Below are 12,170 nucleotides of genomic sequence, written 5' to 3'. Positions count from 1 at the left end.
GACGCACGGTGCGGATCGCCTCGCTCTGGGTCGCCGGCAGCACGCCCGACGCGCCGTTCGCGCTGCTGCAGGTGGCCGAGACGCGCGAGAAGCAGTCGGTGCTGGCCACCGAGATCATCAAGGGCGTGCTGCTGCCGCAATTCGCGATTCTGCCGCTGGCGGTGCTGCTGATCTGGCTGGCGCTGGTGCGCGGCATCAAGCCGCTGTCGGTGGTCGAGGCGCGCATCCGCGAGCGCAAGCCGGGCGACCTGAGCCCGCTCGACGAATCCTCGGTGCCGCTCGAGGTGGTGCCGCTGGTGCTGTCGGTCAACGACCTGCTGAGCAAGCTCAACGACTCGATCGGCACCCAGAAGCGCTTCCTTGCCGACGCCGCGCACCAGCTCAAGACGCCGCTGGCGGGCCTGCGCATGCAGGCCGACCTGGCCCAGCGCGAGGGCGCCAATGCCGACGAGCTCAAGCAGTCGCTCAAGCAGATCGGCCGCGCCAGCGTGCGCGCCACGCACACGGTCAACCAGCTGCTGTCGCTGGCCCGCGCGGAGGGCAGCGGCGCCGCCATCGGGCGCCAGCCCTGCGACCTGGCGCGACTCACGATCGAGGTGGTGCGCGAGGCCGTGCCGCGGGCCATCGACAAGCGCATCGACCTGGGCTACGAGGGCGCGGAGGCGGGCTCGCCCGGCGTGGTGTTCGAAGGCAATCCGACGCTGCTGAAGGAGCTGGTGCGCAACCTGGTCGACAACGCGATCAATTACACGCCGTCGGTGCCCGAGCGGCCCGGCGTGATCACCGCGCGGGTGCTGGCCGACCCCTTCGGCCACGTGCTCGTGCTGCAGGTCGAGGACAACGGCCCCGGCATCGCGGCGCACGAGCGCGAGCTGGTGTTCGAGCCCTTCTACCGGGTGCTCGGCAACGAGGCCGACGGCTCCGGCCTGGGGCTGCCGATCGTGCGCGAGATCGCGCGCCAGCACCACGCGATCGTGCGGCTGGAAGACGCGCACCCGGGCCAGCAGCCGCCGGGGACGCTGGTGAGCCTGCGGATCGATGCCAATCCCCACGAATCCCGGGACCGCGCGGGGTCCTAGGGGGCCCGGTCAGGGTTTGGCGGGCGGCGGATTCTTGCGGATCTGCAGCATCTGCGGCCGGACCTGCTGCTGCAGGCGCTGCGGCTCGGTCTCGCTGAAGCGCGCGGGCTCGGCGCCGAACAGGGCAAACGCGCCGCGGGTCCAGGCGAAATAGCCCAGGTTGGCGACCAGCAGGGCGACCACGGCCAGGCGCAGGATCATGGCGGCACGCGCAGCGGGCGGACGCTGACTTCGGCGCTGCTGATGCTCTTGACGCCGTCGGCGGTGCGCACCAGCAGCTCGCCGCCCCAGCCGACGCCTTCGCAGTGGCCTTCGGTGCCGTCGCTGAGCCGCACGTCGCGCCCGCGCAGGAGGTCGCGCTCGGCGAAGCGGGCCGCGAAGGGCACGAATCCGCGCTCGTTGAAGAGCTGCACGTCGCGCACCAGCGGCTCGACGATCTCGCGCAGCACCTCGCCGGGTGCCGCGGCCGGACGCCATTCCTTCATCCAGGCCGGCGGCGTGCTCAGGCCGGCGGCTTCGCGCGGGCCGATGTTGATGCCGATGCCGATCACCAGATAGCGCTCGAGCGCGTCGGGCTGGAGCAGGGCGGTCTCGATCAGGATGCCGCCGAGCTTGCGCTCCTGCACCCAGAGGTCGTTGGGCCACTTGAGCGCCAGGCCGGCGCTGCGCGACGGGTCCAGGCTCTGGGCGACGCTGGCACCGACCGCGAGCGAGAGACCCGACCAGTCGCGCGGTGCCAGCGACAGGCCGAGCGAGAAGGTCAGCGAGGCGGGTTCGCCGGCGTCCTGCGCGCTCTGCCAGGGCCGGCCGAGCCGGCCGCGCCCGGCGGTCTGGCGCTCGGCCACGAGCAGCACCGCGCCGGTTTCACCATCGCGCGAACGGCGCATCAGCTCGCTGTTGGTCGAGTCGATTTCGGCCACCACCTCGACGCGCAGGCCGGGCAGCAAGGGTGCCAGGCTCTGCGCGATCTCGTCCTCGAACCAGGGTGCGGCCATGTTCAGCGCTTGTCGGTGTCGGCCTTCTTCTTGCCGGCCTTCTTTTCAGACTTCTTCGAGGACTTCTTGTCGCTCTTCCTGTCCTTCTTCTTGCTTTTCTTCTTCTTGCCCTTCTTGCCCTCGTCGTCGTCCTTGGGCGCCAGCAAGGTCCCGCGGCATTGCTCCGAGCCGCACCAGCACGGGAAATCGGCCTTCAGCTTCTTCGTGTAGGGCTCGTCGATGACCAGGCCGTAGTCGTAGCTGAGCTCTTCGCCGGCGGCGATGTTGCGCAGCGCCTTGATGAAGACGCGGCCATCCTGCTCGTCGGCCTCGCAGCTCGGCTCGCACGAATGATTGATCCAGCGCGAGGCGTTGCCGTCGACGTTGCCGTCGATCACGCGATCGTCATCGATGTGGAAGTAGAAGGTGTGGTGGGGCTGGGCGGGGTCGTGCGGGTGGCGGCGCAGCGCTTCCTCCCACGAGATGATCTCGCCCTTGTATTCGATGAGCGTTTCGCCTTCCGCAATATCCTGGACGGCAAAGACGCCGTTGCCATGGACGCTGGAACGCCGGGTCTGGATTCGGCGGCCGCCGGAAGTGGGGGATTTGGAGGGCATCGCCGAAGTCTGTTAGTTTGAATATGTACGCATGCGCGTGCGCGTACGCACGCGAGAAGCGCCAGATTGTAAGGATGTCGCCCCCACGCTCTCCACTTTGGGGCTCGCTGCCCCCCCGAGGGGGCGCAGGCCGCCTTGGGGCGGCCTGCTGGCCCGTCCCGCCTTGCGTTGCGGGGCGGGGTCGGCAACTGGCGCGTGCGGGTGAACAGAATGAATAGGATTCGCAGATGAAAACTTTGGTGATTGCAGAAAAGCCTTCGGTGGCCCAGGACATCGTGCGCGCGCTCACGCCGGTGGCCGGCAAGTTCGACAAGCACGACGAGCACTTCGAGAACGAGAAGTACGTCGTGACGAGCGCCGTCGGCCACCTGGTGGAGATCCAGGCGCCCGAGGAGTTCGACGTCAAGCGCGGCAAGTGGAGCTTCGCCAACCTGCCGGTCATCCCGCCGCGCTTCGACCTGAAGCCGGTCGACAAGACCAAGACCCGGCTCAACGCGGTCGTGAAGCAGGCCAAGCGCAAGGATGTGACCCAGCTCGTCAACGCCTGCGACGCGGGCCGCGAGGGCGAGCTGATCTTCCGCCTGATCGAGCAGTACGCCGGCGGCAAGGCGCCGCTGGGCAAGCCGGTCAAGCGCCTGTGGCTGCAATCGATGACGCCGCAGGCGATCCGCGACGGCTTCGATCAGCTGCGCACCGAGCAGCAGATGCAGGGCCTGGCCGATGCGGCGCGCTCGCGCTCCGAGGCCGACTGGCTGGTCGGCATCAATGGCACCCGGGCCATGACCGCGTTCAATTCGCGCGACGGCGGCTTCTTCCTGACCACCGTGGGCCGGGTGCAGACGCCGACGCTGTCCGTGGTGGTCGAGCGCGAGGAGAAGATCCGCAAGTTCGTGAGCCGCGACTACTGGGAGGTGCACGGCCGCTTCGCGGCCGAGGCGGGCGAGTACCCGGGCAAGTGGTTCGATCCGAATTGGAAGAAGCCGCCGCCCGGCCCCGATGGCGTGCCCGACCCCGAGCAGCGTGCCGACCGGGTCTGGAACGAGCGCGAGGCGCGCGAGATCGCCGACGCCGCGCGCGGCAAGCCGGCCACGGTCACCGAGGAAAGCAAGCCCACCACCAGCGCCTCGCCGCTGCTGTTCGACCTGACCTCGCTGCAGCGCGAGGCCAACGGCCGCTTCGGCTTCAGCRCCAAGACCACGCTGGCGCTGGCGCAGAGCCTGTACGAACGCCACAAGGCGCTGACCTACCCGCGGACCGACTCGCGCGCGCTGCCTGAGGACTACCTGCCGGTGGTCAAGGACACGATGAAGATGCTGGCCACGAGCGGCATGAAGCACCTCGCGCCCTTCGCCCAGCAGGCGGTCGACAACAACTACGTGAAACCGTCGAAGCGCATCTTCGACAACGCCAAAGTCAGCGATCACTTCGCGATCATCCCGACCCTGCAGGCGCCGAGCGGCCTGTCCGACGCCGAGCAGAAGCTCTATGACTTCGTGGTGCGCCGCTTCATGTCGGTGTTCTTCCCGAGCGCCGAATACCAGGTCACGACGCGCATCAGCACGGTGGAGCAGGGCGGCAAGAAGTACCCGTTCCGCACCGACGGCAAGGTGCTCGTGAAGGCCGGCTGGCTCGCGATCTGGGGCAAGGAAGCCGAGGACGACGAGAAGGAAGAGGACAAGGACGGCAAGCGCCTGGTGCCGGTCAAGCCCGGCGAAGTGGTGAAGGCCGAATCGGTCGATCCCAAGGGCCTGAAGACCCGGCCGCCGGCGCGCTATTCCGAAGCCACGCTGCTCGGCGCCATGGAAGGCGCGGGAAAGACCATCGACGACGACGAACTGCGCGAGGCGATGCAGGAGAAGGGCCTCGGCACGCCGGCCACGCGGGCGGCCACGATCGAAGGCCTGCTGGCCGAGAAGTACATGATCCGCGAAGGCCGCGAGCTGATCCCGACCGCCAAGGCCTTCCAGCTCATGACGCTCTTGCGCGGGCTCGGCGTGGAGGAGCTCTCCAAGGCCGAACTGACCGGCGAGTGGGAGTACAAGCTCGCGCAGATGGAGCACGGCAAGCTCAGCCGCGAAGCCTTCATGCGCGAGATCGCCGAGATGACGGAACACATCGTCAAGAAGGCCAAGGAATACGACCGCGACACCGTGCCGGGCGACTACGCCACGCTGGCCACGCCCTGCCCGAATTGCGGCGGCGTGGTGAAGGAGAACTACCGCCGCTACAGCTGCACCGGCAAGCCGGGCCAGGAACCCTGCGGCTTCTCGTTCGGCAAATCGCCGGCCGGCCGCACCTTCGAAGTGGCCGAGGCCGAGGCGCTGCTGCGCGACAAGCACATCGGCCCGCTTGAAGGCTTCCGCTCCAAGGCCGGCTGGCCGTTCACCTCCGAGATCGTGCTCAAGTTCGACGAGGAAGCGAAGAACTGGAAGCTGGAGTTCGATTTCGGCGACGACAAGAATGCCGAAAGCGGCGAGATCGTCGACTTCAGCCAGCAGGACACCGTGGGGCCATGCCCGGTCTGCGGCGCGCCGGTGTTCGACCACGGCAGCAACTACGTCTGCGAGAAGTCGGTGCCGACCAACGAGCAGCCGACGCCGAGCTGCACCTTCAAGACCGGCAAGATCATCCTGCAGCAGCCGGTGGATCGGGCCCAGGTCGAGAAGCTGCTGGCCACCGGCAAGACCGACCTGCTCGACAAGTTCGTCTCGATGCGCACGCGCCGCCCCTTCAAGGCCTTCCTGGCCTGGAACAAGGACGAGGGCAAGGTGGCTTTCGAGTTCGAGCCGCGCACCAGCAAGTTCCCGCCGCGCAAGACCTTCGCCAAGGCGGCGCCCGCCGCAGCGAAGAAGGCGGCCGCGAAGGCACCGGCGGCGAAGAAGGTGGCGGCCAAGAAAGCTGCGGCACCGAAGGCGCCGCGCAAGCCCGGTGCCGGCCTCAAGCCCAGCGACGCGCTGGCCGCGGTGATCGGCGCCGAACCGGTGGCACGCACCGAGGTCATCAAGAAGCTGTGGGACTACATCAAGGCCAACGGCCTGCAGGACGCGGCCAACAAGCGCGCCATCAATGCCGATGCCAAGCTGAAGCCGGTGTTCGGCAAGGACCAGGTCACAATGTTCGAACTGGCCGGCATCGTCGGCAAGCACCTGAGCGCATGAAGGGGATCCGCATGAAGAGACTTGTCGCCGTGGGGTTCGCCGCCGCGCTGTGCCTGCTCGCAGGCTGCGCTTCGCGCGGGCCCGCGGGTGAGGGCGCCACGGCCGCCGGCGGCAGCGGCATCACCGTGTTCGGCACGGTGGACGCCGCGGTCAGCGGCTACAAGAACCGCTAGGGCCTGTTCGCTCTAGCGCCTCAGCAGCGCCTGCCGCAGCAGCCGTGCCGCGCGATTGCGGATGCGTCCTGGCGCGCTGCGCAGCGGCCCCTTGGGGCTGACCTTCGCCGTCGCGCAGGCCCACAGGAAGTCCTGCAGGATGGCGGTGTCGTCCACCGTGTCGGTCGCGCCGTAGGTGTGGAACTCCGGGTGCCACTGGGTCGCGGCGATGTAGCTGCGTCCACGGTCGGCCTTGCGCCGGATGGCTTCGGGAATCCGGTCGGGGATGCTCCAGGCGTCGACCTCGAAGCCGGGCGCGAGATCCTTCACGCCCTGGTGATGGATGCTGTTGACGCGCGCGCTCTCCAWGCCCGGATAGAGTTTCGACAGCCTCGAGCCGGGCGTGATGCTGATCTCGTGGTAGTTCTGGTCGTAGGCCACGGCGTCGCGATGCTGCTGGCCGTTGGGATGCTGGGCCTCGATGTCCTGGTACAGCGTGCCGCCGAAGGCCACGTTGATCAGCTGCAAGCCGCGGCAGACGCCGAAGATCGGCTTGCCGGCCTGCTCGAAGGCCTCGACCAGCGCCAGGTCGTAGAGGTCGCGGAGACGGTCGCCGACCCAGGCGTCCTTGAGCGGCACCTCGCCGTAGCTGCCGGGCCAGACATCGGCGCCGCCGTGCATCACGACGCCGTCGAGCCATTCGGCGTAGTGCGAGAGCTTGGTGTCGCCGCGCGCGGTCTCGCCGGTCGGGCAGGGCACCATGACGACCATCGCGCCGGCCGACATCAGCCAGTGCGCGATCGACTGCTCGACATACTGCAGCGTCTTGTTGGTGAACAGCGAGCGCGTCGGGTCGGCGTGGGAGAAGCAGGCCGACAAGCCGATCTTGAGTCGTCCGGAAACGGTTTGTGACATCGCGTTCGGGGCTGCGCACGCCGCGTCACCCCTCGGTTGAACTGAAGCGGCCATTGTGAAACGTTCCGACGGCTCGTGCATGGCGATGGCCAAGCGGCCGCAGCGTCCGGCCGCATGCCGCGCTAGCATCGTCGGCATCCCCTCATGACCCAGGAGACCCCGCATGAAGACCATCAAGGGCCCGGCCATCTTCCTGGCCCAGTTCACCGGCGACGACGCCCCCTTCAACTCGCTGGACGCCATCGCCGGCTGGGCTTCGGGCCTCGGCTACAAGGGGGTACAGATACCAAGCTGGGACAGCCGCATCTTCGATCTCCGGAAGGCCGCGCAGAGCAAGACCTACTGCGACGAAGTGAAAGGCACCCTGGCCGGCCACGGCCTCGAGATCACCGAGCTGTCGACCCACCTGCAAGGCCAGCTGGTGGCGGTGCATCCGGCCTACGACGCGAGCTTCGACGGCTTCGCGGCGGCCGAGGTCCGCAACGATCCGGTCAAGCGGCAGCAATGGGCGGTCGAACAGCTGCGCTACGCGGCGCAGGCCTCGGCCCATCTGGGGTTGACCGCGCACGCGACCTTCTCGGGCGCGCTGGCCTGGCCTTACCTCTACGCGTGGCCGCCGCGCCCGGCCGGCCTGATCGAAGAGGCCTTCGACGAGCTGGCGCGGCGCTGGAGGCCGATCCTCGACGCGTTCGACGAGGCCGGCGTGGACGTCTGCTACGAGATCCATCCGGGCGAGGACCTGCACGACGGTGTCACCTACGAGATGTTCCTCGAACGCGTGGGCAACCATCCGCGCGCCTGCCTCCTGTACGACCCGAGCCATTTCGTGCTGCAGCAGCTGAACTATCTGGACTACATCGACCATTATCACGAGCGCATCAAGATCTTCCACGTGAAGGACGCCGAGTTCAATCCCACCGGCAAGCAGGGCGTCTACGGCGGCTTCCAGCCCTGGATCAACCGGGCCGGACGCTTCCGCTCGCTGGGCGATGGACAGGTCGATTTCGGCGCCATCTTCTCGAAGCTGGCGGCCTGCGACTTTCCGGGCTGGGCGGTGCTGGAGTGGGAGTGCTGCCTCAAGCACCCCGAGGATGGTGCACGCGAGGGCGCCGAGTTCATCGCCCACCACATCATCCGCGTGGCCGAGCGCGCCTTCGACGATTTCGCCGCTGGCGGCACCGACACGGCGGGCAACCGGAAGATGCTCGGCCTCGGCTGAGGGCGCCGCTAGATACCCTCTGGCTTGCGCAGCGTCTGCATGCGGTCGACCGCATGCACCTTGACCTTGCGGATCTCCGAGCCCTGCTGCACCGTGAGCTCCACGTCCGCCTCGGCGCCAGGCCGGGTCCAGAGCTGCTTGTAGAAGGCCTCGAGCGTCGAGACCTGCACGCCGTCGATCTCCAGCACCACGTCGCCGGGCTGCAGGYCGGCGGCGAGCGCAGGCCCCGAGCGATCGACGCGCACGATCTCCACATGGCCGCCGCGCTCCGACGACGAGACGCCGAGCCAGGGCCGCACGCTGGCGCGCGTGCGGCCGGTGGACTGCATCTCGGCCAGCACCGGGCGCAGCAGATCGACCGGCACGAACATGTTCCCCGGCAGGGTGCGATCGGGGCCGGCCGCCTCGAGCACGAACAGGCTGCCGACGCCCAGCAACTCGCCGTTGCGGTTGAAGAGCGAGGCGCCGCTGTGGTTGGCGACCGGCGGGCTGGTGAAGACCGCGGCCTCGATGTGGTACTCCCAGTAGCCCGAGAACGGGCGTGTCCCGACCAGCCGCGTGAAGCCCACCTCGGTGCCGCTGTTGCTGCCGGTGGCGACCAGCAGCGGCTCCCCGGGCTGCAGGTTCGCGACACCTGCCAGCGGCACCGGCTCGATGCCGCGAAGCGGCACCAGCGGCCGCACCAGCGCGAAGCCGGTGGCGAGGTCATAGGCCACCTGGCGCGCCGGCAGCGTGCGGTCGTCCTGCGTCACGATCTCGATGGTCTCGGCCTCCAGCAGCAGGTAGCCGATGGTGAGGATGAGCCCGTCGGCTCCGATCACCACGCCCGAACCCCAGCGCTGCTGGCCCAGGCTGTCGGCCGAAGTCGCGCCTTCGGTGGCGGCGACCTTCAGCGCGACGACCGCATCACCGGCGCGCCGGAGGGCCTGCACCTGGGCGCTGGACGCGGCGGCAGGGGAAGGGGTCGCCGCAGTCGCCGGCGGCGTGGCCGGCAAGGCCAGAAGCAAAGCGGCGGCACCCAGCAGGGATGCCAGCCGCGTGGGCGTCAGCCATGGGAAACGCGGCAACCGGACAGATGGCGCTGTGACTTGCATGGCCGCGCTCCTTGGAACGGTGGTCCCGCCATGGTGCGCCCCAAGCGCCCCCGTCGCAAGCCCGGCGGCAGGTGGCGCGAAAGCCACCCGCAGCCCTGTCACAGAGATGAAATAGCAACTGTCGTGCCAGATCGGTTAGAATCCGGGGTTCGTTTCGATTTAACGACGAAGCACTTTCGTCACTTGCCGGCTGGCCTGGAATCTCCAGGCCCAACATTGAAAGCCGGCACCCACAGTGTGTTGGAGCGCCAGACCGGGCGCCCAAGATTTGCCACCACTGCCTTCGTACTTTGTTGAAGCGAACAGCGCGCTGTCCGCTCCGGTGGGCGCCATATCCGGCCGGCCTGCGCTCGTTTTATTCAAATTCAATTTCAGCATTCCGCGGCGTCGCGGGGTGCCAAGGCTTTCGATGGACATCATTCAACACAGCATCGCAGTGGGCAAGTACCTTGTCTCGCCGCTCATCAAGGATCTGGACGACGGCCGCTTTGCGGCATCGGTCTCGATCCGATCCGGCCGCGGCAGCGGCACGCACGACCGCGTGATGCGTTTCACGCCCCGTTTTGCCAGCCACGCCGCGGCCGTCCGCTACGCGATCGACCAGGGTTTGGGCTGGATTCGCGAACGCAGCGTCGCGCACACACCTTGCGCCGCTTGATTCCGCATACCGATTTCCTATCCAATTACGACAAACCCATTCAAAAGGTAATTCATGCCCAAGGAAGAACTGATCGAAATGAACGGCGCCGTGACCGAAGTGCTGCCTGACTCGCGCTACCGCGTCACGCTCGACAACGGCCACCAGCTGATCGCCTACAGCGGCGGCAAGATGCGCAAGCACCACATCCGCATCCTGGCCGGCGACAAGGTGTCGCTCGAGCTGTCGCCCTACGACCTGACCAAGGGCCGCATCACGTTCCGGCATCTGGAACGTCGCGGTCCCCCGCCGGTCGGCGGCAACAACTCGCAGCGCCGTTGACCGTCCCCGTGACCGGTCACGCCACCGATTTCGCCACGCTGCCGCTTTCGCCGCAGGCGCTGGCGAACCTGACGCAGCTCGGCTACCTGCAGATGACGCCGATCCAGGCGGCCAGCCTGCCGGTGGCGCTGCTCGGCAAGGACCTGATCGCGCAAGCCAAGACCGGCAGCGGCAAGACCGCCGCCTTCGCGCTGGCACTGCTGGCCAACCTCAATCCGCGACGCTTCGCGGTGCAGGCCATGGTGCTGTGCCCGACGCGCGAACTCGCCGACCAGGTGACGACCGAGATCCGCCGCCTGGCGCGGGCCGAGGAAAACGTCAAGGTGGTCACCCTCTGCGGCGGCGTCGCGCTGCGCGGGCAGCTCGCGAGCCTGGAGCACGGCGCCCACATCGTGGTCGGCACGCCGGGCCGGATCATGGATCACCTCGAACGCGCCAGCCTGGACCTCTCGGCCCTCAACACGCTGGTGCTCGACGAAGCCGACCGCATGCTCGACATGGGCTTCTTCGACGACATCGCCAAGGTCGCGCGGCTGTGCCCCAAGGAGCGCCAGACGCTGCTGTTCTCGGCCACCTACCCCGAAGGCATCGCCAAGCTCAGCGCGCAGTTCATGAAGAGCCCGCAGCAGATCACGGTGCAGGCGCAGCACGAGGAAGGCAAGATCCGCCAGCGCTGGTACCAGGTGAAGAACACCGAGCGCCTGCACGCCGTGAGCCTGCTGCTGAACCACTTCCGGCCGCAGAGCACGCTGGCCTTCTGCAACACCAAGCAGCAGTGCCGCGACCTGGTCCAGGTGCTGCAGGCCCAGGGCTTCAGCGCGCTGGCCCTGTTCGGCGAGCTCGAGCAGCGCGAGCGCGACCAGGTGCTGGTGCAGTTCGCCAACCGCAGCTGCTCGGTGCTGGTGGCGACCGACGTCGCTGCGCGCGGCCTCGACATCGCCGACCTCGAGGCGGTGATCAACGTCGACGTCACGCCCGATTCCGAGATTCACATCCACCGCATCGGCCGCACCGGCCGCGGCGATGCAGAGGGCCTGGCGCTGAACCTGGCCAGCATGGACGAGATGGGCAGCGTCGGCAAGATCGAGCAGCTTCAGGGCCGCGAGTCCGAATGGCATCCGCTGGCCGAACTCACGGCCGGCAGCGCCGCGCCGCTGCAGCCGCCGATGGCCACGCTGCAGATCATCGGCGGCCGCAAGGAGAAGATCCGCGCCGGCGACGTGCTGGGCGCGCTGACCGGCGAGGCCGGCTTCACGAAGGAGCAGGTCGGCAAGATCAACGTCAACGAGTTCTCCACCTACGTGGCGGTCGACCGGCGCATTGCGCGCGAGGCCGTGCACAAGCTTTCCACCGGCCGCGTCAAGGGCAAGTCCGTCAAAGTGCGGCTGCTCGACGATGTGGCCTAATCACGTCCTTCGATTTCTTTTTATCCGAGCTTTCCATGCCCAAGAAAATCCGCACCGAGGCAGACCGCATTGCCACCCCCAAGCCCGTTCCGATGCCTGGCTACAACGTCCCCAAGTCGGGCGGCGGCCAGAAGGTGAGCCTGGAGCGCGGCACCGCGACCCGCAGCAAGAAGAACCCGGGCAAGCGGGCCAAGAAGGGCGGCTGATCGCCTCGAGCGGGCCGCGCGCCTTGCGCCGTCCCCTCGCCGAAACGCGCCTCCGGGCGCGTTTTTCATGGGCGCCTTGCTGAATCATGTCCGACGACTACCAGATCGACATCCCGCCTTCGTTCTTCGCGGTCTACACGGATGCCAGGCAGCGCCTGGCCGAACCGATCGCGGTGGTGCGCGCGCGCTACGAGGTCTGCGAGGACCTCGCCAACCACCTGGTGCAGCACGCTCAGCTGCTGCACCACGTCGAGGTGCCGTCGGAAGACGAGATCCTGCGGCGCATCCACGACGGCCTGAGTTCGCCCGATGCCGGGGTCTCGGCCGGCGAGGCGTGCTGGATCGTGCTGCGGCTGGCCGAGCTGCTGGGC

14 protein-coding genes are annotated in these 12,170 nt (G+C 68.1%); 9 read left to right on the top strand and 5 right to left on the bottom strand.

Annotation, left to right across the window (positions count from 1 at the left end; translation table 11 throughout):
* Nucleotides 1–1,079, top strand: a 1,079-nt coding sequence (locus tag AC1D2K_RS18010; RefSeq protein ID WP_478090199.1) for an ATP-binding protein, incomplete at its 5' end; no start/stop codon positions are given.
* Between the two features lie 9 nt (nucleotides 1,080–1,088).
* Here the strand turns inward: AC1D2K_RS18010 and AC1D2K_RS18005 are convergent.
* The 3 genes from AC1D2K_RS18005 to AC1D2K_RS17995 are packed head-to-tail and all read right to left on the bottom strand — an operon-like array spanning nucleotide 1,089 to nucleotide 2,670.
* Nucleotides 1,089–1,280, bottom strand: a complete 192-nt coding sequence (locus AC1D2K_RS18005) for a sporulation protein (protein WP_478090198.1) — start codon at nucleotides 1,278–1,280, stop codon at nucleotides 1,089–1,091.
* Complete coding sequence (locus AC1D2K_RS18000; RefSeq protein WP_478090197.1) at nucleotides 1,277–2,074, bottom strand: biotin--[acetyl-CoA-carboxylase] ligase; 798 nt, start codon at nucleotides 2,072–2,074, stop codon at nucleotides 1,277–1,279. The genes AC1D2K_RS18005 and AC1D2K_RS18000 overlap by 4 nt, the downstream gene beginning before the upstream one ends.
* A gap of 2 nt (nucleotides 2,075–2,076) precedes the next feature.
* Nucleotides 2,077–2,670, bottom strand: coding sequence for an SET domain-containing protein (locus AC1D2K_RS17995; protein WP_478090196.1), 594 nt, complete (start codon nucleotides 2,668–2,670; stop codon nucleotides 2,077–2,079).
* A 227-nt stretch (nucleotides 2,671–2,897) separates the two neighbouring features.
* Here AC1D2K_RS17995 and AC1D2K_RS17990 point away from each other — a divergent pair, with 227 nt between their 5' ends.
* Nucleotides 2,898–5,828 (top strand): DNA topoisomerase III, encoded by a 2,931-nt coding sequence (locus tag AC1D2K_RS17990; RefSeq protein WP_478090195.1) that lies wholly within the window; start codon nucleotides 2,898–2,900, stop codon nucleotides 5,826–5,828.
* A gap of 11 nt (nucleotides 5,829–5,839) precedes the next feature.
* Complete coding sequence (locus AC1D2K_RS17985) at nucleotides 5,840–6,001, top strand: hypothetical protein (RefSeq protein WP_478090194.1); 162 nt, start codon at nucleotides 5,840–5,842, stop codon at nucleotides 5,999–6,001.
* 12 nt (nucleotides 6,002–6,013) lie between these two features.
* On the opposite strand, the gene AC1D2K_RS17980 is transcribed toward AC1D2K_RS17985, so the two are convergent.
* Nucleotides 6,014–6,895 (bottom strand): gamma-glutamyl-gamma-aminobutyrate hydrolase family protein, encoded by an 882-nt coding sequence (locus AC1D2K_RS17980; RefSeq protein ID WP_478090193.1) that lies wholly within the window; start codon nucleotides 6,893–6,895, stop codon nucleotides 6,014–6,016.
* A 163-nt stretch (nucleotides 6,896–7,058) separates the two neighbouring features.
* Between AC1D2K_RS17980 and AC1D2K_RS17975 the strand changes: the two genes are divergently transcribed.
* On the top strand, nucleotides 7,059–8,114 hold the full coding sequence (locus AC1D2K_RS17975; protein ID WP_478090192.1) for a sugar phosphate isomerase/epimerase family protein: 1,056 nt from the start codon (nucleotides 7,059–7,061) through the stop codon (nucleotides 8,112–8,114).
* An 8-nt stretch (nucleotides 8,115–8,122) separates the two neighbouring features.
* Here AC1D2K_RS17975 and AC1D2K_RS17970 read toward each other — a convergent pair whose 3' ends face one another.
* Nucleotides 8,123–9,208 carry a S1C family serine protease gene (locus AC1D2K_RS17970; RefSeq protein ID WP_478090191.1) on the bottom strand — a complete coding sequence of 362 codons (1,086 nt, stop codon included), beginning with the start codon at nucleotides 9,206–9,208 and terminating at the stop codon, nucleotides 8,123–8,125.
* Between the two features lie 409 nt (nucleotides 9,209–9,617).
* Between AC1D2K_RS17970 and AC1D2K_RS17965 the strand changes: the two genes are divergently transcribed.
* The 5 genes from AC1D2K_RS17965 to AC1D2K_RS17945 form a co-directional block, all read left to right on the top strand.
* Nucleotides 9,618–9,866 (top strand): hypothetical protein, encoded by a 249-nt coding sequence (locus AC1D2K_RS17965; RefSeq protein ID WP_478090200.1) that lies wholly within the window; start codon nucleotides 9,618–9,620, stop codon nucleotides 9,864–9,866.
* A gap of 54 nt (nucleotides 9,867–9,920) precedes the next feature.
* A complete protein-coding gene (gene infA, locus AC1D2K_RS17960) occupies nucleotides 9,921–10,187 on the top strand; it encodes a translation initiation factor IF-1 (RefSeq protein ID WP_286371838.1) in 267 nt (88 codons plus the stop codon).
* Nucleotides 10,184–11,593: an ATP-dependent RNA helicase DbpA gene (gene dbpA / locus AC1D2K_RS17955; protein WP_478090190.1), complete on the top strand. Its 1,410-nt coding sequence runs from the start codon at nucleotides 10,184–10,186 to the stop codon at nucleotides 11,591–11,593. Before infA ends, dbpA begins: the two co-directional genes overlap by 4 nt.
* Nucleotides 11,594–11,628: 35 nt before the next feature.
* Nucleotides 11,629–11,799 carry a hypothetical protein gene (locus AC1D2K_RS17950; RefSeq protein WP_478090189.1) on the top strand — a complete coding sequence of 57 codons (171 nt, stop codon included), beginning with the start codon at nucleotides 11,629–11,631 and terminating at the stop codon, nucleotides 11,797–11,799.
* An 86-nt stretch (nucleotides 11,800–11,885) separates the two neighbouring features.
* The coding region (locus AC1D2K_RS17945; protein WP_478090188.1) for a hypothetical protein at nucleotides 11,886–12,170 on the top strand (285 nt) is incomplete at its 3' end.

It is taken from the genome of Variovorax sp. P1_H12_2, from assembly GCF_056405335.1.
This window is presented reverse-complemented; position numbering and strand designations above follow the sequence as displayed.